Below are 21,416 nucleotides of genomic sequence, written 5' to 3'. Positions count from 1 at the left end.
CCACCCTCCGCTCCGCAGCCCGCCGCCGTGCGCCCGAAGGGCGCGAGACGGCGCGACAGCCGACGACGTACGGGCTAACCCCGCGACAGGCGCGCCAGTGCCTCCGGGGCGTCCTCGACGGAGTCGACGAGTGCGATGCGCGGCTCCATGGTGCGGCCTTCGGCCAGTGCCTGGAGAAGGGGCCAGGCCGGGAGGCGCCGGGTCCAGTGGTCGCGGTCGACCAGCACCATGGGGCGCGGGGTGCCGTGGGACTCGTAGTAGTTCGGCGTGGTGTTGTCGAAGACCTCCTGCACGGTGCCCGCGGCGCCCGGCAGGAAGACGACCCCGGCGGTGCAGCGGGCCAGCAGCCCGTCCTCGCGGGTGGCGTTGGCGAAGTACTTGGCGATGTGCTCGGCGAAGGCGTTCGGCGGCTCGTGCCCGTAGAACCACGTCGGCACGCCGATGGAGGCGCCCCCGCCGGGCCGGCGGTCGCGGACGTCGAAGGCGGCGCGCGCCCAGTCCGTGATGGAAGGGCGGAAGGAGGGGACCTTGGCCACCGTCTCCAGGGCCTCGGCGAGCATCGCGTCGTCGAAGGGCGCCGCGTAGGCGCCGAGGTTGGCCGCCTCCATGGCGCCCGGTCCGCCGCCCGTGGCCACGGTCAGGCCCGCGCGGGTCAGCGCCCGGCCGAGGCGGGCGGCGCCCGCGTACGCGTCGGTGCCGCGCTCCATGGCGTGACCGCCCATGACGCCCACGACGCGGGCGTCCATGACGAGTTCGTCGAAGGCGTCGGAGACCGCGTCGTCGTGGATGCTGCGGAGCATCGACGCGTAGATGTCGCCGCTGCCCCGGGTGCGCAGGAACCACTGGTAGGCGCGGGCGTCCGGCGTCGCCTCGTAGCCGTCGTCGACGAGGCCCTCGTACAGCGCGTCGGGGCCGTAGAGCGAGCCCCGGTACGGGTCGAAGGGCAGGTCCGGGACCGGGGGGAAGACCATGGCGCCGGCGGCGCGGACGTAGGCGGCCGCCTCCGGCTCCATCGGGCAGCCCAGGAAGACGGCCTCGGCGATGTCGGCGGACATCAGGGCGGGCGTACGGGTCGTCAGGTCGACCGACTGGACGCGGTGACCGCGCAGCGAGCCCGACGCGGCGACGCGGTCGAACTCCTCGATGGTCTCTATCTCGTGATCGTTCGGATCGTTCGGCGACAGCACGCCCGTCACCCTAGCGCCCGCGGCGGGGGCCGCCGCCGCGGGGCTCCGCACGGCGCTACGGCAGCGGCAGCGTGCCCAGGCGGGCGATGAGCAGGGTCAGCGGCAGCACCACACCGAGGACCGCGAGGGCCCGCACGGCGGCCGCGTTGCGCAGCAGGGCGGCGGGTGCGCCGAGCCGGGTGAGGGCGGCGGTGGCCGGACGGCGGGCGCGCTTGGCGTCCACCGTCGCGGTCAGGGCGGTCGCGACCGCCGACAGGACGACCAGGAAGGCACCCAGCGCGGTGAGCGGCCCGACGGGGTGCGCCGCGGCGCCGAGCCGGTCGGTGCCGGCGAGGGCGGTGGCGGCCACCGCACACAGCGCGCCCAGCGGGCGGCCCACGAGCGCCGCCTCCTCCTGGAGGGCCCGGCCCGCCAGCAGCCGCAGGGCACCGGGCCGGTACGACGCCAGCAGCCGTCCGCACAGGTGGACCAGGCCCGGCATGGCCAGCACCATGCCGGTGGCCGTCAGCAGCCAGCCGCCGACGACGGCCGGGGCGACGTGGCCGAGGCCGCCGGGCAGCGGGAGCGTGCCACCGGGCCCCGGGGCGCCGGCGTCCCCGGCCGAGGAGATCTGCACGGCCAGGCCGATCGCCACGAGAGCCACGCCCCACGGCAGGCCGGACGGAGTGCGGCCCTCGTTGCCGGCGGGCTCCTCCTGACCGGAGCGCCGCGGCCGCAGTACGACCGCGGCCGCGACCGCCGCGGCCAGCGGCAGCGTGGCCGAGAGCGTCAGCGCGCCCGCGAACGGGAGTTCCCGGTCCGCGCCCAGCGCCTCGGCGGCACCGGCGAGGTGCGGGCCGGGCAGGTCACCGCGGAGGAAGAGGAAGCCCAGGAGCGCGGTCAGGACGCCCAGGCCGCAGTTGAGGGCGGAGCTCGCCGCGGCCAGCAGGGGCAGCCCGTGCCGGCCGAGCCCGGCGGCGGCCAGGCCCGCGTGCAGCCGTCCGCTCGGCTCCGTACGGGCCACGAGCACCGACAGGTGGACGGTGGCGGCGAACGGCGCCGCGCACCACAGCAGCCGGACCAGGCCGTCCGGGGCGTCCGCGGGGTGTGCGAGGGCGTGCCCGAGTACGGCGAGCAGCAGGAACCCGGTGCCCGCGGCCGCGGCGACGACCAGCAGCCGGCGCAGCAGCACCTCCGGCCGGGAGCCGAGGGCTACACGGAGGCTGAGCACGAGTCGGCGTCCTCCCGCTCCTGTTGGGGCATGCCGGCCGTGAAGCGGCCGTCGACGAGGGTGACCACCCGGTCGGCGAGGGAGACGACCTCGGGCTCGTTGGACGCCAGCACCACGGTGATGCCGTGCGAGCGGGCCGCGCTGGTCAGTATGCGCAGCACCTGGGCGCGGTCGGCACGGTGCAGCGGGGCGGTCGGTTCGTCGGCGAAGACCACCGACGGCCGGTTGACCAGGGCGCGGGCGATCGCCACCCGCTGCCGCTCGGCCTGCAGCAGCCGGCCGGGCCGCTTGCGGGCGGCCCCGCCGATGTCCAGCCGGTCCAGCCACTCCTGCGCGTCCGCGCGGGCCGTGCGGTACGGGACGCCGCACAACAGGAGCGGCAGTGCGGCGTTCTCCCGGACGGTCAGTTCGGGCAGCAGCTGCGGGCTGCTGTCGATCCAGCCGAAGCGCTCGCGGCGCAGCCGCTCGCGGGCGGTCGCTCCGAGGGTGTGCACGGGGGAGCTGTTGAACCACACCTCGCCCTGCTCGGGGAGCAGTTCGCCGGACAGACAGCGCAGCAGGGTGGTCTTCCCGGCGCCGTGCGGGCCGAGGACGCCGAGGATCTCGCCCTCACGCACGCCGAGGGACACGCCGAGCAGAGCGGGTGAGCGGTCGTGCGTGTGGCGCAGGCCGCGGGCCCACAGCACGTCGTTGTCGGGTGGGTTCACGTTGGCCTCTAACGAACGCGGGGAGTCCGGGTCACTGCGGCACCGTACGCGCCCGAGCCCCCCGGACCCCGGTCACGGGGGCGTGTTCCGCGCCCGCGCCCACCCGTGCGGCGTACGCACGGGCCCCTGTACGGCGTCCGGCCCGCGCGGACGCCGACGGGCCGGGGCACGCGGTGTGCGTGCCCCGGCCCGCGGGTGGCGAGGGGGACTGTCAGAGCTTGGTCCAGGCCTCCGTGAGGACGGTGCGCAGGACGCCCTCGATCTCGTCGAACGTCGACTGGTCGGCGATCAGCGGCGGCGCGAGCTGGACGACCGGGTCGCCGCGGTCGTCGGCGCGGCAGTAGAGGCCGTTCTCGAAGAGCGCCTTGCTGAGGAAGCCGTACAGGACGCGCTCGGTCTCCTCGTCGGTGAAGGACTCCTTGGTGCCCTTGTCCTTCACCAGCTCGATGCCGTAGAAGAAGCCGTTCCCGCGGACGTCGCCGACGATCGGCAGGTCGTGGAGCTTCTCCAGGGTGGCGCGGAAGGCGCCCTCGTTGTCGAGCACGTGCTGGTTGAGCTGCTCGCGCTCGAAGATGTCGAAGTTGGCCAGGGCGACCGCCGACGACACCGGGTGGCCGCCGAAGGTGTAGCCGTGCAGGAAGGTATTGTCGCCCTTGTAGAAGGGCTCGGCGATGCGGTCGGAGATGATGCACGCGCCGATGGGGGAGTAGCCCGAGGTCATGCCCTTGGCGCAGGTGATCATGTCCGGGACGTAGCCGAACTTGTCGCAGCCGAACATCGTGCCGAGCCGGCCGAAGGCGCAGATGACCTCGTCGGAGACGAGCAGCACGTCGTACTGGTCGCAGATCTCGCGGACCCGCTGGAAGTACCCGGGCGGGGGCGGGAAGCAGCCGCCGGCGTTCTGCACCGGCTCCAGGAAGACGGCCGCGACGGTGTCGGGGCCCTCGAAGAGGATCTCCTGCTCGATCTGGTCGGCGGCCCAGCGGCCGAAGGCCTCCGGGTCGTCGCCGAAGAGCGGGGCGCGGTAGATGTTGGTGTTGGGCACCTTGTGGGCGCCGGGGACCAGCGGCTCGAAGGGGGCCTTGAGGCCCGGCAGGCCGGTGATGGACAGGGCGCCCTGCGGCGTGCCGTGGTAGGCGACGGCGCGCGAGATGACCTTGTACTTGGTCGGCTTGCCCTTGAGCTTGAAGTACTGCTTGGCGAGCTTCCAGGCGGTCTCGACGGCCTCGCCGCCGCCGGTGGTGAAGAAGACCTTGTTGAGGTCGCCGGGGGCGTAGTCGGCCAGGCGCTCGGCGAGTTCGACGGCCTTGGGGTGGGCGTAGCTCCACACCGGGAAGAAGGCGAGCTCCTGGGCCTGCTTGTACGCGGTCTCGGCGAGCTCCACGCGGCCGTGGCCGGCGTTGACCACGAACAGCCCCGCGAGGCCGTCGATGTACCGCTTGCCCTTGTCGTCGTAGATGTACGTGCCCTCGCCGCGCACGATGGTCGGCACAGGGGCGTTCTCGTACGACGACATGCGGGTGAAGTGCATCCACAGGTGGTCGTACGCGGTCTTGGAAAGGTCCGCGCTCATGGCTATCTGGTTCCCCAGGTGTAGGTCTGCTTCCGGAGCTTGAGGTAGACGAAGCTCTCGGTGGACCGCACGCCGGGCAGCGTGCGGATCCGCTTGTTGATCGTCTCCAGGAGATGGTCGTCGTCCTCGCAGACGATCTCGATCAGCAGGTCGAAGGAGCCCGCGGTCACGACGACGTACTCGACCTCCGTCATCTCCGCGAGCGCGTCGGCGACGGGTTCGATGTCGCCCTCGACGTTGATGCCGACCATCGCCTGCCGCCGGAACCCCACGGTGAGCGGGTCGGTGACGGCGACGATCTGCATGACGCCCTGGTCGAGCAGCTTCTGGACGCGCTGGCGCACGGCCGCCTCGGACAGGCCCACGGCCTTGCCGATGGCGGCGTACGGACGCCTGCCGTCCTCCTGGAGCTGTTCGATGATCGCCTTGGAGACGGAATCGATCACGAGGGCACCGTTGGCGCCCCTGTGATCCGGAGTACGAGTGGCCACGCACCCCACTGTGCACGAGAGGTCAGCCGTCACGCAACCCCCGATCGATGAAATCCGTGGTTTGAGGGCTCGAATCTCACGGAATCCATTGTTTTGGAGTTTCGGCTATGTCGAATACCGCAGTGCTGCAGGTAGGCTGGTGGCCGTCTCACACATCGGACAGGAACAGGGAGAGGTGCAGTGAGCGAGCTCCGTACCTTGCGCAACCACATCAACGGAGAATTCCGCGACGCCGCCGACGGGCGCACCACCGACGTGGTGAACCCCGCCACCGGCGAGGTCTACGCGACCGCGCCGCTCTCCGCCGCCGCCGATGTCGACGCGGCGATGGCCGCGGCCGCGGCCGCCTTCCCGGCCTGGCGCGACACGACGCCCTCCGAGCGCCAGAAGGCGCTGCTGAAGATCGCGGACGCCTTCGAGGCGCGCGCGGACGAGCTGGTGGCCGTCGAGAGCGAGAACACCGGCAAGCCGATCGGGCTGACGGCCAGCGAGGAGATCCCTCCCATGGTCGATCAGATCCGCTTCTTCGCGGGCGCTGCCCGTCTGCTCGAGGGCCGCTCGGCCGGCGAGTACATGGAGGGCATGACCTCGATCGTGCGCCGTGAGCCGGTCGGTGTCTGCGCCCAGGTCGCCCCGTGGAACTACCCGATGATGATGGCCGTGTGGAAGTTCGCCCCGGCGATCGCCGCGGGCAACACGGTCGTGCTGAAGCCCTCGGACACCACCCCGGCCTCCACCGTGCTGATCGCCGAGATCATCGGCGGGATCCTGCCCAAGGGCGTCTTCAACGTCGTCTGCGGCGACCGCGAGACGGGCCGGCTGATGGTCGAGCACCCGACCCCGGCGATGGCCTCCATCACCGGCTCGGTCCGCGCCGGCATCCAGGTGGCCGGCAGCGCCGCCAAGGACGTCAAGCGGGTCCACCTCGAACTCGGCGGCAAGGCCCCGGTCGTGGTCTTCCAGGACACCGACATCGCCAAGGCGGTCGAGGACATCGCCGTCGCCGGCTACTTCAACGCCGGCCAGGACTGCACCGCCGCCACCCGCGTCCTGGTCCACGAGTCGATCCACGACGAGTTCGTGGCCCAGCTCGCCAAGACCGCCGCCGACACCAAGACCGGCGCCGCGGACGACGAGGACGTGCTGTACGGCCCGCTGAACAACGCCAACCAGCTCGCCCAGGTCACCGGCTTCATCGAGCGCCTCCCCGCGCACGCCAAGGTCGAGGCGGGCGGCCACCGCGTCGGCGAGAAGGGCTACTTCTACGCCCCGACCGTCGTCTCCGGCCTCAAGCAGGACGACGAGATCATCCAGAACGAGGTCTTCGGCCCGGTCATCACCGTCCAGTCCTTCTCCGACGAGGACCAGGCCGTCGAGTGGGCGAACGGCGTCGAGTACGCCCTGGCCTCCTCGGTGTGGACCAAGGACCACGCCCGTGCGATGCGCATGTCCAAGCGCCTCGACTTCGGCTGCGTGTGGATCAACACCCACATCCCGCTGGTCGCGGAGATGCCGCACGGCGGCTTCAAGAAGTCCGGCTACGGCAAGGACCTGTCCGCCTACGGCTTCGAGGACTACACCCGCATCAAGCACGTCATGACGTCCCTGGACGGCTGACGCCGCAGGGCGCGAGCCCACGCCACGGCCCCGGAGCGACCCCCGCGTCCGGGGCCGCGGCATGTGCGCGTACGCTCCGGGCCATGGAGGATCGAAGATCTCTTGAACAGCGCATACGCGCCTGGCTCGTTGTCTTCGTGGTGTGCCTGGTGCTGAGCGGCGCGACCGCGTTCCCGCTGGTGCACGAGGTGCGGTGGGTGGACGGCTGGGGTCTGCCCGGAGCCGTCGGCGACTGGATCTCCCACGTGCGGGAGGGGCTGGACGCCACCGACGCGAAGTACCCGTTCATGCTCTACGGCACGGACTGGCTCGCCTTCGCGCACCTGGTGATCGCCGTCGCCTTCTACGGCGTCTGGCGCGACCCGGTGCGCAACGTCTGGGTCGTGGAGTGGGCGATGATCGCCTGCGTCGGGATCATCCCGCTCGCCGCGATCTGCATCCCGCTGCGCGGCCTGCCGCTGTGGTGGATGCCGATCGACATGGCCTTCGGCGTCTTCGGCATCGTGCCGCTGCTGGTGCTGCGGCGGATGATCAAGAGGCTGGAGCACTCCGGCACGGCGTCGCCCGTGCCCGCCGGCGTGTGACGGACCGACGGTCGTCCGGCGCCGGGCCGGAGCGGCTCACCGGCCGCCGAGTTCCGCACGCAGCACGTCGATGCGGTTGCTGGTGACGGCGTCGACGCCCAGCCGCTCCAGCCGCCGCATCGTCCGGCGCAGATCCACCGTCCAGGCGCCGACCAGCAGGCCCTCGCCGCGCGCCCACTCCACCAGCGGCGCGCGCACCAGCCCGAAGCGCAGGTTGATCCAGCGCGGCCGCAGCTCCGCGAGCAGCAGCGGTGGCACGGGCGCCGAGGTCTTCCAGGTCAGCGCGATCTCGGCGGCCGGGTCGCGGTCCCGGACCGCGAGGACGGCGGCCGCCTCGCCGCAGTAGTACGTACGGTCCCCGGCGCCCGCGTCCCGGACCGCGGAGAGCACCGGGCCCGCGGACTCCGGCAGGGTGAGGTCGATCAGGGCCCGGCAGCCGCCGACCGCGGCCAGCGCCTCGTACAGCGTCGGGACGCCCGCCGGCAGCCGGCCGACGGCCAGGGCCGCGACGGCGGACTCCACGCCCCACAGCCGCTTGAGCGTGGGGTCGTGGAGCAGCACCGGCACCCCGTCGCGGGTCAGGCGCACGTCCATCTCCACCGCGTCCGCCCCCGCGCCGGCCGCGCTGCGCAGCGAGGGCAGGGTGTTCTCGCGGTGGCGGTACGGGTCGCCGCGGTGGGCGATCGCTAGCGCTGCCATCCCGCCAGGTAGGAGTCGATCTCGGCGGTGAGCTTCGCCTTGCCCGGGGCGTCGAGGAAGGAGGCCTCGACGGCGTTCCTGGCGAGCTGGGCCAGGCCGCCCTCGTCGAGCTGCAGCAGCCGCGCGGCCACCGCGTACTCGGTGTTGAGGTCGGTGCCGAACATCGGCGGGTCGTCGCTGTTGATGGTGACGAGCACGCCCGCGGCCACCATCTCCTTGACGGGGTGCTCGTCGAGCGTGGCGACGGCGCGGGTGGCGATGTTGGAGGTCGGGCAGACCTCCAGCGGGATGCGGTGCTCGGCCAGGTGGTCCAGCAGGCGCGGGTCCTGGGTGGCGCTGGTGCCGTGGCCGATGCGCTCGGCGCCCAGCTCGCGCAGGGCGTCCCAGATCGTCTGCGGGCCGGTGGTCTCGCCCGCGTGCGGCGCGCTGTGCAGGCCGGCGGCGCGGGCGCGGTCGAAGTACGGCTTGAACTGCGGGCGGGGCACGCCGATCTCGGGCCCGCCCAGCCCGAAGCTGACCAGCCCGTCCGGTTGCAGCTCGGTGGCGATGCGGGCGGTCTCCTCCGCGGAGGCCAGCCCGGCCTCGCCCGGGATGTCGAAGCACCAGCGCAGCACGATGCCGAACTCCGCCTCGGCCGCCTTGCGGGCGTCCTCGATCGCCTCCACGAACGCCCGGTCCGGGATGCCGCGGCGCACGGAGCTGTACGGGGTCACGGTCAGCTCGGCGTAGCGGATGTTCTGCCGCACCATGTCGCGGGCGACCTCGTACGTCAGCAGCCGCACGTCCTCCGCGTCGCGGATCAGGTCGACGACGGAGAGATAGACCTCGATGAAGTGGGCGAAGTCCCGGAAGCTGAAGTACTCGGCGAGGGCGGCGGGGTCGGTCGGCACCTTGGAATCCGGGTGCCGCGCGGCCAGCTCCGCCACGATGCGGGGCGAGGCCGAGCCGACGTGGTGCACGTGGAGCTCGGCCTTCGGGAGCCCCGCGATGAAGGCGTCGAGGGGTGACGCGGTGTCGGACATGGGGTGATCCTCCTGCGGGGTGGTCGGCAACGGCCATCGTAAACACGAAATTGCCTCCGTCCGGCGTCTTCGCAGGCCATAGCATTGCCCGACGTAGCCACCAGGAAGGCAGCGATGTCCCACGACCCCGAGAACCCGACGCCGCGCGACGCCGCGAGCGAGAACCCCGCAGCGGCGGCCCCGTCGTCCTCGGAGGCCCCGGCGGACGCACGGCCGACCCCCGACTTCGAGCTGCCCGCCCCGGCGCCCGCGGACGCGGTGCCTGCGGACGCCGGGTCCGGCGCCGACTCGGCCGGGGATGCAGGGCCCGGTGACGGCGCGCAGGCCGATGTGACGGCCGCCGACGCCCCGGCCGCCCCGGCAGGGGACGAGGACACGAAGGTGCCGGGAACAGTGGCTCCCGAGGATGCCGCGGCGCCCGCCGACGCGCCCGGCGGGGCTGCGGCGCTGGGCGACGCACCCCCCGTCCCGACCGCCCACCCCGCGCCCGCCCCGCCGCCGGCCGGGGTGCCCGGGGCACCGGATCCATGGGCGCCGCCGGTGCCCGTCGCCCCCGGGTACGGGCAGCCCGGCGCGCACGCCGGGTACAACCCCTGGGCGCCGCCGATACCGCAGCCGCCGCAGGAGCAGGTGACGCTGACCAAGCGCCCGGTCCCCGAGGACGCGCAGGCGCCCGGGCCGGCGCAGCAGCCGCGCGATCCGTGGGCGCCGCCCGCACCGGACGCGGCGGTGACCCTGCCCCCGCAGCCGCCGCACGCAACGTTCCCCGGCTACCCCGGGCCGCCCGGGCCTCCCGGATACCCCGCGTATCCGGCCCACCCCGGCTACCCCGGCTACCCCGGTTACCCGGGCCAGCCGGGCTACCCCGGTTTCGGGATGGGCCCCTACGGCGGGTGGGCGCCGCCCGTCGCCCGCAACGGCGTCGGTCTGACGGCGATGATCCTGGGCATCGTGGGCGCCGTCCTGGCCATCTCCTGCTTCGGGGCCTTCCTGGGCCTGCCGCTGGGCATCGCTGCCATCGCCTGCGGCATCGTCGGCCTGCGGATCGCCCGGCGCGGCGAGGCGACCAACCGCCCGCAGGCGTTGACCGGCCTGATCCTCGGGATCATCTCCGTCGTCCTGGCAGGCGGCATGATCGCCCTGGTGGTCGGCGGGATCGACGAGGGCTGGTTCGACGGGCCTGGCGGTGACGACCTGGTCACCTCCCGGAACGCCGACTGGGAGACACCGCTGGACGCCGAAGGCACCGCGCTCTACGACGACGGGGTGCACGTCACGCTGTCGGACGTCCAGCGGACGACCGCCCTCCCGAACAGCATGCTCGAGGGCGGCACCGCGGTCACGTTCTCCATCGAGTTGGAGAACACCGGCGACGACACCGCCGACCTGAGCGAGAGCGAGATCACGGCCTACGGGGACGACTTCGAGGACGAGACCCTGCGCGACCTGACCACCGGCGTGGGCCTGCCCGACGAACTGGCCCCGGGGGAGCGCGCGACCAGGGACATCACCGTGGTCGTGCCGGAGGGCGACGAGGACGGCACCTTCCAGGTCGAGGTCGCACCCGGCTACGCGTACGACTACACCTACTGGAACCTGGACGTGCCGTAACCCCGGCACGGCCGCGGGGCCTCAGCGCCGCACCGCGTCCAGCGCCAGCAGCGCCACGTGCAGCGAGAGGCAGGACTCGACCTGGTCCAGGTCGATTCCGAGGACGCGCTCGACGCGGTGCAGGCGGTCGTAGAACGACGGCCGCGACAGATGCGCCGCGTCGGCCGCGGCCGACTTGTTGCGGCCGGCGTCCAGGTAGACGGTGAGGATCCGGACGAGGTCCGTGCCGTGCTCGGCGTCGTAGGTGAGCAGCGGGCCGAGTTCGCGCTCCACGTACGTCTGCAGCCGCGCGTCGTCGCGCAGGAGGTGGAGCAGGCCGCGCAGCCGGACGTCCGGCAGCCGGTAGTAGGCGCGCCCGCCGCCCGCCGGCACCCTTTTTTCGGAGGGCTGCGCCCTGCCCCCCTCGTTGCGGCCGCCGTGCATCGCGGCGTCCGCGACCTGGGCCGCCTCCAGCAGGGTGCGGCGGGCGTCGCGCAGCGAGCCGACCGAGGAGCCCGCCGCCATGACGAAGGCGGGGCCGCCGTCGGGGGCGGGCTCGGTCAGCCGGGTGAGCGCGGCGGCGAACTCCTCCAGCGCGGTGTGCTCGTGGTCGGACGGGCCGAGGGAGACCAGCACGCCGACGCCGCCGTCGTCGAGGGTGCCGGTGAGCGCGGTCAGCCCCCGCTCGCGCACCGCCTGGGCCGCCGTCTCGGTGAAGTCCCGCAGCCGGGCCTGTGCCTCCAGGGCGGCCGAGGCCGGTCCGCCGCGCAGCCGCAGCATGACGCCGACGAGCCGCCGGCCCTCCAGCGGCACGCCCAGCGCCCGGGCGCGCAGCGCCACGTCGGAGACGGTCAGGGCATGGGTGAGGATGCCGGAGAGCAGGGTGCGGTGGGTCTGCCGTTCCAGGGACTCCCGGTCGCGTTCCAGCAGCCGGTTGAGCGCGAGGGTGGCCGCGCCCCGCTCCAGCAGCACGCTGTGGCGGTGCGGGCGTTCGCCCGGTTCCGGCCCGGCGACGGGGGCGGGCTCGCCGACGATCACCAGCCGCCCCCAGTCCCGGCCGCGCGCCCCGACCGCGGTGACCAGCCAGCCGGTGCGCGGGTCGTGGCCGGTGCGGCCGGACGGGTGGACGCCGCGGCTGCGCCGTTCCCAGCCGTCGAGCAGGGCCTCGGGGTCGTGCCCTGCCGGGTCGAAGGCGAGCACCTGGTGCGAGAGGTTCTCCAGCACGACGGGCGCGCCCGCCATCCGGGCCACCTCGCGGACGACCTCGTCGGGCTCCGCGCCCTCCACGGACAGTTCGTTGAAGGTCTGGTGCACCGCCTCCGAGGCCCGCAGCTCGGTCAGCTGCGCGTCGACGACGTGGGCGTGCACGGCCTCGGTCACCGCGACGAAGCGCACCTCGGTACGGAGGGCCACCAGCGGCAGTCCGCGCCGTTCCGCGGCGCGGACCAGGGGGCGGGGGAGGACGTCCGCGTAGCGCCGGCCCAGCTCGACGACGAGGCCCGCGGCGCCGACGTCGGCGAGACCGTCGATGTAGCGGGCCAGCGACTCCTTGTCGTCGGGCAGCATCACGCCGGTGGTGAGGACCAGCTCGCCCCCGTGGAGCATGCCCGCGATGTCGGCCAGCTCGCTGATGTGCACCCAGCGGACCGGGCGCTGCAGCCCGCCGGAGCCCGCGACGACCTGCGGCGAACCCCGCCTGAGCACGTCCAGTTCCAGGACCTCGGCGACGGTGGGGAACACGGCTGACCTCCGGGGCGGAACGGGGCGGTACGTCGTGCCACCGTAACTCCAGGGTGTAAAGGCCCCCGTGGCACGCCTTGCGATGTGTCGGTTGCCCGGTGGGCGAGGCGCCGGGCATCGTCCACCGTGACGATCTGCTGCCGGCCGTCGGGTGAACACAGAATTCGTCGCGTAACCAAAAGGCAACAACGGAATCACTTGTTGGGGCGAGCCTACTCTGTCAGGATCGTCCACCAATCCAAGCTTTGGCCACGCCGCCGAGCGGAGTGCTAGGAGAAGACGATGGACCTCAGCGCGAACGGCGGGTTCGATGTGCGGGAGCGTTTCGCCGAGGGGGCCCAGTACGTCGGAGGAACCCTGCGCGGCGGCACCTCCGGCCGTTCGCACCCCGTGGTCGACCCGGCCACCGGCGAGAGCGTGTACGCCTACGAACTCGCCGGCACCGCCGACGTGGACGCCGCCGTCGCCGCAGCCGCGCGGGCACTGCCCGGCTGGGCCGGCGCCACCCCCGGTGAGCGCTCCGACGCCATGCACCGCTTCGCCGCCGTCCTCTCCGGGCGGGCCGCCGAGTTCGCGTACGCCGAGTCGCTGCAGTGCGGCAAGCCGCTGCGGCTGACCACGGAGTTCGACGTCCCGGGCACGGTCGACAACACCGCCTTCTTCGCGGGCGCCGCACGCCACCTGGAGGGCAGGGCGGCGGGGGAGTACTCCGGCGACCACACCTCCTATGTGCGGCGCGAGCCCGTCGGCGTCGTGGGCTCCATCGCGCCGTGGAACTACCCGCTGCAGATGGCCGCCTGGAAGGTCCTCCCGGCGATCGCGGCGGGCAACACCATCGTGCTCAAGCCGGCCGAGCTGACCCCGCTGACCTCGCTGATGTTCGCCCAGGCGGCGACCGAGGCGGGCATCCCGGCGGGCGTGGTCAACGTCGTCACCGGCGCGGGGAAGGAGGCGGGGGAGCACCTGGTGGGGCACCCGGACGTCGCGATGACCTCCTTCACCGGCTCCACCGCGGTCGGCAGGCGCGTCGCGGAGATCGCCACCGCCACCGTCAAGCGCCTCCACCTGGAGCTCGGCGGCAAGGCGCCCTTCGTCGTCTTCGACGACGCCGACCTGGAGGCGGCCGTCCACGGCGCGGTCGCCGGCGCCCTGATCAACACGGGCCAGGACTGCACCGCCGCCACCCGCGCCTATGTGCAGCGCCCCCTCTACGACGCCTTCGTCGCAGGGGTCGCCGACCTCTTCTCCGGCATCCGGGTGGGCGACCCGTTCGACGCCAAGACCGACCTCGGCCCGCTGATCTCCCACGCCCAGCGCGACCGCGTCGCCGGCTTCGTGGAGCGCGCCCGCTCCTACGCCACGATCGTCACGGGAGGAGAGGCGCCCGCCTCGCCCGGTGCCTTCTACCGGCCCACGCTGGTGACCGGCGCCGCACAGGACAGCGAGATCGTCCAGTCGGAGATCTTCGGCCCGGTACTGGTCGTGCTGCCGTTCGACAGCGATGATGAGGGCCTGGCCCTGGCCAACGACACACCGTACGGCCTGGCCGCGTCCGCATGGACCCGTGACGTCTTCCGCGCGGGCCGTGCCACCCGTGAGATCAAGGCGGGGTGCGTCTGGGTCAACGACCACATCCCGATCATCAGCGAGATGCCGCACGGGGGGTACCGGGCCTCCGGGTACGGCAAGGACATGTCGGCGTACTCCCTGGAGGAGTACACGCAGGTCAAGCACGTGATGTACGACAACACCGCGGTCGCCAGGAAGAGCTGGCACCGCACGATCTTCGGCGACCGCTGACCCCCGGCCGCCCACCCCTCCGGGACCGCCCCCCCCCACCGGCCCGACAGTCCGTCCGTCCCACGCACGACCGCCCCTGGAGGCTGCACCGCAATGGAGATGTTCGAGGGCCTGTCCGAGCCCGTACGCAAAGCGTGGGAACGCAGCCTGACCAACGGGAGGGCCTCCCTGAGCCGGCGCCGGGTGCTCGGCGCCGGTCTCGGTGTCGCGGGCGCGGGGGCGCTGTCCGCCTGCGGCATCCCGGCCGCCACCAACAACCAGGGCGGTGTCAAGAGCGACGACCTGTCCGACAAGGACAAGTCGCTGGTCTTCTCCAACTGGCAGCTCTACATCGACATGAGCGACGACGAGAAGCACATGCCGACCCTGGAGGCCTTCGAGAAGAAGACCGGGATCAAGGTCAAGTACAGCGACGACATCACCGACAACGTCGAGTTCTTCGCCAAGATCAAACCGCAGCTCGCCGCCGGCCAGTCCACCGGCCGCGACCTGGTCGTCCTCACCGACTGGATGGCCGCCCGGATGATCCGCCTGGGCTGGGCCCAGCCGCTGGACCCCACCTACCTGCCGCACGCCTTCACCAACCTGGAGCAACGTTTCCGCAACCCCGACTGGGACCCCGGACGCGCCCACTCCTACCCCTGGCAGGGCATCGCCACCGTCATCGCCTACAACGAGAAGGCGACCAAGGGGAAGAAGGTCGGCAGCGTCTCCCAACTGCTGGACGACCCCGACCTCAAGGGCCGCGTCGCCTTGCTCAGCGAGATGCGCGACACCATAGGCATGACCCTGCTCGACATGGGCAAGCAGCCCGAGTCCTTCACCGCCGACGACTTCGACGCGGCCGTGGCCCGCGTCCAGAAGGCCGTGGACGGCAAGCAGATCCGCCAGTTCACCGGCAACGAGTACACCGACGGCCTCGCCTCGGGGAACATCGCCGCCTGCGTCGCCTGGGCCGGCGACCTGGTCCAGCTCCAGGCCGACAACCCCGAGATCAAGTTCGTGATCCCGCCCGCCGGCTACATCTACTCCACCGACAACATGCTCGTCCCGGCGGGCTCCAAGCACCGCAAGAACGCCGAGCTGCTGATCGACTGGTACTACCAGCCGGAGATCGCGGCCGAACTCTCGGCTTGGGTCAACTACATCACGCCCTGCACGGGCGTCTACGAGGAACTCCTCAAGATCGACGAGGACGTGGCCAACAACCCGCTGATCATTCCCAATGCGGAGATGAAGGCGAAGGCCCATCCCTTCCGGTCGCTCTCCTCCAAGGAGGAGACCGCCTTCGAGGACAAGTTCGCCAAGCTCATCGGCGCCTGACCGGCCACCGCAGTTAGGGATCTGACGACATGACCCAGCAGACCGCACCGCTCGCCGACGAGCCGGCCGGAGCCAGGAACCCCGCCTCCGCGGGAGGCGCCGTGACCCTCACCGGCCTCGGCAAGGAATACGGCGACTTCACCGCCGTCCACCCACTCGACCTGACCATCCCCGAAGGCTCCTTCTTCGCGCTCCTGGGCGCCTCCGGCTGCGGCAAGACCACCACGCTGCGCATGATCGCGGGCCTGGAGGACCCCAGCGGGGGCACCGTCCGCATCGGCGACCAGGACGTCACCGGCCTGCCGCCCTACAAGCGCCCGGTCAACACCGTCTTCCAGAACTACGCGCTCTTCCCGCACCTCGACATCTACGAGAACGTCGCCTTCGGCCTGCGCCGCCGCGGCGTCAAGTCCGTCAAGGGCCAGGTAGAGGAGATGCTCGAGCTCGTGGAGCTCGGCCACCTCGCCCGCCGCAAGCCGCACCAGCTCTCCGGCGGCCAGCAGCAGCGCGTCGCCGTCGCCCGCGCCCTGATCAACCACCCCAAGGTGCTCCTCCTCGACGAACCCCTGGGCGCCCTGGACCTGAAGCTGCGACGCCAGATGCAGCTGGAGCTCAAGCGCATCCAGACCGAGGTCGGCATCACCTTCGTGCACGTCACGCACGACCAGGAGGAGGCCATGACCATGGCCGACACCATCGCCGTGATGAACGCGGGCCGCATCGAGCAGCTCGGCGCGCCCACCGACCTGTACGAGAACCCGCGGACGACCTTCGTCGCCAACTTCCTCGGCCAGTCCAACCTCATCGAGGCCCAGGTCGCCGGCACCAGCGGCGACGACCTGCTGCTCAGCGTCGGCGACGGCCGCCTGGCGATGCCCACCGCGCGGTGCGTCCCCTCGGTGCGGGCGGGCGACAAGCTCCTCGCCGGGGTGCGCCCGGAGAAGATATCCATCGTCCACGCCGACGACGCGGCCGAGGTCCCCGAAGGCCGCAACAAGATCACCGGGCGGATCGTCGACGCCAGCTTCATCGGCGTCTCCACCCAGTACGTCGTCAACAGCCCCTGGTGCCCGGAGCTCGCCGTCTTCGCGCAGAACGTCGAGCGCGACGGCCGCCTCGTCCCCGGCGCCGAGGTGGTGCTGCACTGGAGCCCCGCGCACACCTTCGGTCTCGACGCCGCGCAGGACATCGAGGCCGGGGAGGTCAACGCGTAATGGCCGCCCTCTCCACCGCCCCCGCCGGGGCACCGGCGGAGGTCCCGCCGGTACCGCCCGGCGCCGCCGCCCGGCGGCGCAGACTCGTCCCGTACTGGCTGCTGCTGCCCGGCATCCTGTGGCTGCTGGTCTTCTTCGCGGCCCCCATGGTCTACCAGGCCTCGACCTCGGTGCAGACCGGCTCCCTGGAGACCGGCTACCAGGTCACCTGGCACTTCGCGACCTACTGGGACGCGTTCAGGGAGTACGACGTCTTCTACCTGCGGTCGCTGATCTACGCCGGCATCGCCACCGTGCTCTGCCTGGCGATCGGCTACCCGCTGGCGTACACCATCGCCTTCAAGGCGGGCCGCTGGCGCAACGTGCTGCTGGTCATGGTCATCGCGCCGTTCTTCACCAGCTTCCTGATCCGCACCCTGGCCTGGAAGACGATCCTCGCCGACGACGGCTACGTCGTGACCGTGCTGGACAAGCTGCACATCCTGAACGTCACCGCGTCCCTCGGCATCACCGCCGACGACCGCGTACTCGCCACCCCGCTGGCGGTGGTGTGCGGTCTGACGTACAACTTCCTGCCCTTCATGATCCTGCCCCTCTACAGCTCGCTGGAGCGCATCGACCCGCGGCTGCACGAGGCGGCGGGCGACCTGTACGCCCGGCCCTTCACCACCTTCCGCAAGGTGACCTTCCCTATCTCGCTGCCCGGCGTCGTGGCCGGCACGCTGCTCACCTTCATCCCCGCCTCCGGCGACTACATCAACGCCGAACTGCTGGGCAGCCCCAGCGAGCAGATGATCGGCAACGTCATCCAGTCCAAGTTCCTGACGGTGCTCGACTACCCGACCGCCGCCGCACTGTCCTTCATGCTCATGGCCGCGATCCTGGTGATCGTGTCCGTCTACATCCGCAAGGCGGGGACGGAGGAACTGGTCTGATGCCCGTGCTGAACTGGGTGCGACGGCACCTCGTCGTCTTCGCCGGCGTGGCCGCCCTCGCCTACATGACGATCCCCAACGTGATCGTCCTGATCTTCTCCTTCAACCAGCCCAAGGGCCGCTTCAACTACTCCTGGAACCACTTCTCGCTCGACGCCTGGAAGAACCCCTGCGGCGTCGGCGACATGTGCGACTCGGTGTCGCTGTCCCTGCAGATCGCCGTCCTCGCCACGCTCGGCGCCACCGTCCTCGGCACCATGGTCGCCTTCGCGCTCGGCCGCTACCGCTTCCGCGGCCGCGGCCCGGTGACCGGCCTGATCTGGCTGCCGATGGCGATGCCCGAGATCGTCATGGGCGCCTCGCTCGGCACCCTGTTCCTCAACATGCGCATCCAGTTCGGCTTCCTGACCATCCTCATCGCGCACATCATGTTCTGCCTCAGCTTCGTGGTGACGGCGGTCAAGGCGCGCGTGATGAGCATGGACCCGCGACTGGAGCAGGCCGCCCAGGACCTCTACGCCACCCCGTGGTCGACGTTCTGGCGGATCACCTTCCCGATCGCCGCGCCCGGCATCGCGGCGGGCGCGCTGCTGAGCTTCGCGATCTCCATCGACGACTTCATCATCACGCAGTTCAACGCCGGCCCGGCGACCGTGACCTTCCCGATGTTCGTCTGGGGCGCCGCCCAGAAGGGCCTGCCCGTCCAGGTGAACGTCATCGGCACGCTGATGTTCGTCGCGGCGGTGCTGTGCGTCGTCGTCGGACAGCTGCTCAGCCGCCGCAGGAAAGCCCATAGTTGATCCGCCGACCGCATCCGCAAAGGTGTGAGACCCCATGGACCCAGCCCGTTCGCTCGCCGACGCGCAGCCGACACCGTTCTGGCTGGAGGACCCCGGCAGGCCGCGGGCCGGTTCCGCCCTCGTCGGCGACGAGCACTGCGACCTGCTGGTGGTCGGCGGGGGCTACACCGGGCTGTGGACCGCGCTGCTGGCCAAGGAGCGCGACCCGCGCCGCGAAGTCGTCCTGATCGAGGGCAGGGAGGTGGGCTGGGCGGCGTCCGGCCGCAACGGCGGCTTCTGCGCCGCCAGCCTCACCCACGGGCTCGCCAACGGGCTGGCCCGGTGGCCCGAGGAGTTCGGGCGGCTGGAGGAGCTGGGCAACCGCAACCTCGACGGGATCGAGGAGACGGTGGCCCGCCACTCCATCGACTGCGACTTCGAACGCTCCGGCGAGATCGACGTCGCCACCGAGCCCTACCAGCTCGACGACCTGCGGGCGTCCGCCGAGGAGGCCGCCCGGCACGGCGTCGAACTGGAGCTGCTCGACCGCGACCAGGTCCGCGCCGAGGTCGACTCGCCGACCTTCGTCGGCGGCCTGTGGGACCGCCGGGGCGTCGCCATGCTGCACCCCGCCAAGCTCGCCTGGGGCCTGCGAACGGCCTGCGAGGAGCTGGGCGTACGCGTCTACGAGCACACCCGCGCCACCCGGCTCGCGCACAACGGCTCCGGCATGGCCGTGCGCACCCCGTACGGGCGCGTCTTCGCCCGGCACGTCGCGCTCGGCACCAACGTCTTCCCCTCACTGGTGCGCCGGGTGCGCCCCTACATCGTCCCCGTGTACGACTACGCGCTGGTGACCGAACCGCTGACACCGCAGCAGCTCGATGCGATCGGCTGGAAGAACCGCCAGGGGCTCGGCGACAGCGCCAACCAGTTCCACTACTTCCGGCTCACCGCCGACAACCGCGTCCTGTGGGGCGGCTACGACGCCATCTACCCGTACGGCGGCCGACTGGACGCCTCCCGCGACGAGCGGCCGGAGACCTATCTGAAGCTCGCCGGGCACTTCTTCCGCTGCTTCCCGCAACTGGAGGGCGTGCGCTTCACCCACTCCTGGGGCGGGGCGATCGACACCTGCTCGCGCTTCTCCGCCTTCTACGGCACGGCCCACGACGGGAAGGTCGCCTACGCCGCCGGTTACACCGGCCTCGGTGTCGGCGCCACCCGCTTCGGTGCCGACGTCATGCTCGACCTGCTCTCCGGCGAGCGCACCGAGCGCACCGAGCTGCGGATGGTGCGCACCAAGCCGCTGCCCTTCCCGCCCGAGCCCCTGGCGTGGGCGGGGATCGGCCTCACCAAGTGGTCCCTGGACCGCGCCGACCGCAACGCCGGGCGGCGCAACCTGTGGCTCAAGGCGATGGACCGGCTCGGCCTCGGCTTCGACAGCTGACCGGGCCCCGGACCCCGCGGTCGGCCTGTGGTCCGGATCACCCCATCGAGCGTGGTGAAACCCGCGTAATGATCCGTCACCGCCCTCCTCTCTCCACGTGACAGCACGACAGCGCACACACGGAACGGAGGAACCGGCATGGTGGGCACAGACGCGCGGGGCGCGGTCGAATGGCTGGTTTCCGTGGCACCCGACCCCGACGCCACCCGCTGGGAATGGGAGCGCCACCCCCTCGGGGTGACGCTCCTGCCCGCCGGGAGGCTGTGGGACGTCCTCATCCTCACCGGCGAACTGGGCTACCCGACGCTCGACGTCCTCACCCGTCTCGTCGACCGCCCGGGCCCGGTCCTGGCCGACTTCGGCGACTCCCGCATGGGCTGGTTCGTGCCCCCGGGCACCGCCGCCCGCTGGATCGGCACCGGGGTCCGCACCGTGGGCCCCGGCACCTGGATCGTGGTCCCCTACCCCGGCCGCGCCACGGGCGGCGTCCGCTGGCTCGTACCGCCGGACGGCACCGGCAACCTCACCGACCCCGGCGTCCTGGAACTGGCCATGCACGAGGCGGCGGCCCATCTGGCCGGACGGCGCGGACGTGGTCCGCGCGAGTGACCCCGCGACCGGGGGCCCGCCGGCCGTACGCCCCCGTGCGCGACACTTGTCCCATGATCCCGACGGAACGCGGCCGGCCCCGGAGCGGCCGCGGATACCCGGGCGCGCCACGGCGCGCCCCCGTTCCCGCGCCCCCCGCCGCGGCGGGCTGACATGGACCTCGCACCCGGCCTCGCGCACCTCGTCGAGACCGCCCTGCCCGTCTGCGGGCGCCACGGCCTCGCCGTGGCGGGCGGCCTCGCGCTGATCGCGCACGGCTTCGAGCGCCGCCCGTCACGCCACCTCGACCTGGTGACCTTCAGCTCCACCCCGGCCGGCGACATCGCCGCCGCGCTCGCCGCCGCGTACACCGGGGCCGGTTACGAGGTCGCCCCGCTGCCCGGCACACCGCTCGCCGCCCACCTCGGGGTCACCCCGCCGGGCGAGGCCGGCCGTACCGTCCACGTCGCCAAGCAGCCGCTCACCCGCCCACCGGTCCCCGTCGATCTCGGCCTGTCCGCGCCCGTGCCGGTGGTGGCCCTGGAGGACTGCGCCGCGCTGAAGGTGGCCGCCGTCGCCGACCGCGCCACCGTGCGCGACCTGGTCGACGTCCACGCCCTGACCGCCTGGTTCACACCGGGGGAGCTGCTCACGATGGCCGTCCACCTGGACGAGGACCTCCAGCCGCGCCTGCTCGCCGACCGCCTCGACAAGCTCGTCGAGGCCGACGACGCGGCGTACGCGGCGCAGGGACTCGACGGCACGGCCGTCGCCGACGTCAAACGCTGGGCCTTCGACTGGGCGCAGGACATCCGCCTGGACCTCATGGAGGGCATGGAGCACCCCGACGAGCTGTACGACCTGTAAAGCTCCCGCCCCCGGCGCCGACACCTTGGTGCTTGAGGGC

Annotated in this window: 18 protein-coding genes and 1 pseudogene; 11 read left to right on the top strand and 8 right to left on the bottom strand. The window is 72.3% G+C overall.

Going from position 1 to position 21,416, the window contains the following annotated elements; all coding sequences use genetic code 11:
• Positions 1-74: 74 nt before the first annotated feature.
• The 5 genes and pseudogenes from CHF15_RS18330 to CHF15_RS18310 all read right to left on the bottom strand — a co-directional run bounded on the left by CHF15_RS18330 (position 75) and on the right by CHF15_RS18310 (position 5,123).
• Positions 75-1,196, bottom strand: coding sequence for an LOG family protein (locus tag CHF15_RS18330; RefSeq protein WP_089224926.1), 1,122 nt, complete (start codon positions 1,194-1,196; stop codon positions 75-77).
• 46 nt (positions 1,197-1,242) lie between these two features.
• Positions 1,243-2,397 (bottom strand): hypothetical protein, encoded by a 1,155-nt coding sequence (locus tag CHF15_RS18325; protein WP_089224925.1) that lies wholly within the window; start codon positions 2,395-2,397, stop codon positions 1,243-1,245.
• Positions 2,379-3,023, bottom strand: a pseudogene (locus CHF15_RS18320) (ABC transporter ATP-binding protein); the annotation flags it as partial. The gene CHF15_RS18325 and the pseudogene CHF15_RS18320, both read right to left, overlap by 19 nt.
• A gap of 292 nt (positions 3,024-3,315) precedes the next feature.
• Positions 3,316-4,677 (bottom strand): aspartate aminotransferase family protein, encoded by a 1,362-nt coding sequence (locus tag CHF15_RS18315; RefSeq protein WP_089224923.1) that lies wholly within the window; start codon positions 4,675-4,677, stop codon positions 3,316-3,318.
• Between the two features lie 2 nt (positions 4,678-4,679).
• Entirely contained in the window at positions 4,680-5,123 is a 444-nt protein-coding gene (locus tag CHF15_RS18310; protein WP_018561743.1) for an Lrp/AsnC family transcriptional regulator, read from the bottom strand.
• 225 nt (positions 5,124-5,348) lie between these two features.
• On the opposite strand from CHF15_RS18310, the gene CHF15_RS18305 reads away from it, so the two are divergent.
• Positions 5,349-6,785 carry a gamma-aminobutyraldehyde dehydrogenase gene (locus CHF15_RS18305; protein WP_089224921.1) on the top strand — a complete coding sequence of 479 codons (1,437 nt, stop codon included), beginning with the start codon at positions 5,349-5,351 and terminating at the stop codon, positions 6,783-6,785.
• 83 nt (positions 6,786-6,868) lie between these two features.
• Complete coding sequence (locus tag CHF15_RS18300; protein ID WP_089224920.1) at positions 6,869-7,369, top strand: hypothetical protein; 501 nt, start codon at positions 6,869-6,871, stop codon at positions 7,367-7,369.
• Between the two features lie 36 nt (positions 7,370-7,405).
• Here CHF15_RS18300 and CHF15_RS18295 read toward each other — a convergent pair whose 3' ends face one another.
• Both CHF15_RS18295 and CHF15_RS18290 read right to left on the bottom strand, forming a co-directional pair.
• Positions 7,406-8,068: a glycerophosphodiester phosphodiesterase gene (locus CHF15_RS18295; protein ID WP_089224919.1), complete on the bottom strand. Its 663-nt coding sequence runs from the start codon at positions 8,066-8,068 to the stop codon at positions 7,406-7,408.
• The gene (locus tag CHF15_RS18290; RefSeq protein ID WP_089224918.1) at positions 8,056-9,090 is read right to left on the bottom strand and encodes an adenosine deaminase; all 1,035 of its coding nucleotides are present in this window, start codon (positions 9,088-9,090) and stop codon (positions 8,056-8,058) included. Before CHF15_RS18290 ends, CHF15_RS18295 begins: the two co-directional genes overlap by 13 nt.
• A gap of 114 nt (positions 9,091-9,204) precedes the next feature.
• Here CHF15_RS18290 and CHF15_RS18285 point away from each other — a divergent pair, with 114 nt between their 5' ends.
• A complete protein-coding gene (locus CHF15_RS18285) occupies positions 9,205-10,701 on the top strand; it encodes a DUF4190 domain-containing protein (RefSeq protein WP_089224917.1) in 1,497 nt (498 codons plus the stop codon).
• 21 nt (positions 10,702-10,722) lie between these two features.
• Here the strand turns inward: CHF15_RS18285 and CHF15_RS18280 are convergent, their stop codons facing one another.
• Positions 10,723-12,420 (bottom strand): PucR family transcriptional regulator, encoded by a 1,698-nt coding sequence (locus CHF15_RS18280; RefSeq protein WP_089224916.1) that lies wholly within the window; start codon positions 12,418-12,420, stop codon positions 10,723-10,725.
• A gap of 282 nt (positions 12,421-12,702) precedes the next feature.
• Here CHF15_RS18280 and CHF15_RS18275 point away from each other — a divergent pair, with 282 nt between their 5' ends.
• From CHF15_RS18275 to CHF15_RS18240, 8 genes are all read left to right on the top strand, one after another.
• The gene (locus CHF15_RS18275; RefSeq protein WP_089224915.1) at positions 12,703-14,220 is read left to right on the top strand and encodes a gamma-aminobutyraldehyde dehydrogenase; all 1,518 of its coding nucleotides are present in this window, start codon (positions 12,703-12,705) and stop codon (positions 14,218-14,220) included.
• Between the two features lie 93 nt (positions 14,221-14,313).
• Positions 14,314-15,543, top strand: a complete 1,230-nt coding sequence (locus tag CHF15_RS18270) for a polyamine ABC transporter substrate-binding protein (RefSeq protein ID WP_089224914.1) — start codon at positions 14,314-14,316, stop codon at positions 15,541-15,543.
• Between the two features lie 29 nt (positions 15,544-15,572).
• Positions 15,573-16,757: an ABC transporter ATP-binding protein gene (locus CHF15_RS18265; RefSeq protein ID WP_245938909.1), complete on the top strand. Its 1,185-nt coding sequence runs from the start codon at positions 15,573-15,575 to the stop codon at positions 16,755-16,757.
• A complete protein-coding gene (locus CHF15_RS18260; RefSeq protein ID WP_018561753.1) occupies positions 16,757-17,692 on the top strand; it encodes an ABC transporter permease in 936 nt (311 codons plus the stop codon). Before CHF15_RS18265 ends, CHF15_RS18260 begins: the two co-directional genes overlap by 1 nt.
• Entirely contained in the window at positions 17,692-18,492 is an 801-nt protein-coding gene (locus CHF15_RS18255) for an ABC transporter permease (RefSeq protein WP_089224913.1), read from the top strand. Before CHF15_RS18260 ends, CHF15_RS18255 begins: the two co-directional genes overlap by 1 nt.
• A 34-nt stretch (positions 18,493-18,526) precedes the next feature.
• The gene (locus tag CHF15_RS18250) at positions 18,527-19,921 is read left to right on the top strand and encodes an NAD(P)/FAD-dependent oxidoreductase (protein WP_089224912.1); all 1,395 of its coding nucleotides are present in this window, start codon (positions 18,527-18,529) and stop codon (positions 19,919-19,921) included.
• A gap of 138 nt (positions 19,922-20,059) precedes the next feature.
• A complete protein-coding gene (locus CHF15_RS18245; RefSeq protein ID WP_089224911.1) occupies positions 20,060-20,530 on the top strand; it encodes a hypothetical protein in 471 nt (156 codons plus the stop codon).
• A gap of 153 nt (positions 20,531-20,683) precedes the next feature.
• Positions 20,684-21,376: a nucleotidyl transferase AbiEii/AbiGii toxin family protein gene (locus tag CHF15_RS18240; RefSeq protein ID WP_089224910.1), complete on the top strand. Its 693-nt coding sequence runs from the start codon at positions 20,684-20,686 to the stop codon at positions 21,374-21,376.
• Positions 21,377-21,416: the final 40 nt, after the last annotated feature.

It is taken from the genome of Actinacidiphila glaucinigra (assembly GCF_900188405.1).
Lineage (GTDB): Bacteria > Actinomycetota > Actinomycetes > Streptomycetales > Streptomycetaceae > Actinacidiphila > Actinacidiphila glaucinigra.
This window is presented reverse-complemented; position numbering and strand designations above follow the sequence as displayed.

Coding starts and splice junctions, on each gene's coding strand:
- CHF15_RS18260 (WP_018561753.1), top strand. CDS start 16,757: ATGGCCGCCCTCTCCACCGCCCCCGCCGGGGCACCGGCGGAGGTCCCG.
- CHF15_RS18290 (WP_089224918.1), bottom strand. CDS start 9,090: ATGTCCGACACCGCGTCACCCCTCGACGCCTTCATCGCGGGGCTCCCG.
- CHF15_RS18270 (WP_089224914.1), top strand. CDS start 14,314: ATGGAGATGTTCGAGGGCCTGTCCGAGCCCGTACGCAAAGCGTGGGAA.
- CHF15_RS18240 (WP_089224910.1), top strand. CDS start 20,684: ATGGACCTCGCACCCGGCCTCGCGCACCTCGTCGAGACCGCCCTGCCC.
- CHF15_RS18250 (WP_089224912.1), top strand. CDS start 18,527: ATGGACCCAGCCCGTTCGCTCGCCGACGCGCAGCCGACACCGTTCTGG.
- CHF15_RS18265 (WP_245938909.1), top strand. CDS start 15,573: ATGACCCAGCAGACCGCACCGCTCGCCGACGAGCCGGCCGGAGCCAGG.
- CHF15_RS18295 (WP_089224919.1), bottom strand. CDS start 8,068: ATGGCAGCGCTAGCGATCGCCCACCGCGGCGACCCGTACCGCCACCGC.
- CHF15_RS18275 (WP_089224915.1), top strand. CDS start 12,703: ATGGACCTCAGCGCGAACGGCGGGTTCGATGTGCGGGAGCGTTTCGCC.
- CHF15_RS18255 (WP_089224913.1), top strand. CDS start 17,692: ATGCCCGTGCTGAACTGGGTGCGACGGCACCTCGTCGTCTTCGCCGGC.
- CHF15_RS18245 (WP_089224911.1), top strand. CDS start 20,060: ATGGTGGGCACAGACGCGCGGGGCGCGGTCGAATGGCTGGTTTCCGTG.
- CHF15_RS18315 (WP_089224923.1), bottom strand. CDS start 4,677: ATGAGCGCGGACCTTTCCAAGACCGCGTACGACCACCTGTGGATGCAC.
- CHF15_RS18285 (WP_089224917.1), top strand. CDS start 9,205: ATGTCCCACGACCCCGAGAACCCGACGCCGCGCGACGCCGCGAGCGAG.
- CHF15_RS18300 (WP_089224920.1), top strand. CDS start 6,869: ATGGAGGATCGAAGATCTCTTGAACAGCGCATACGCGCCTGGCTCGTT.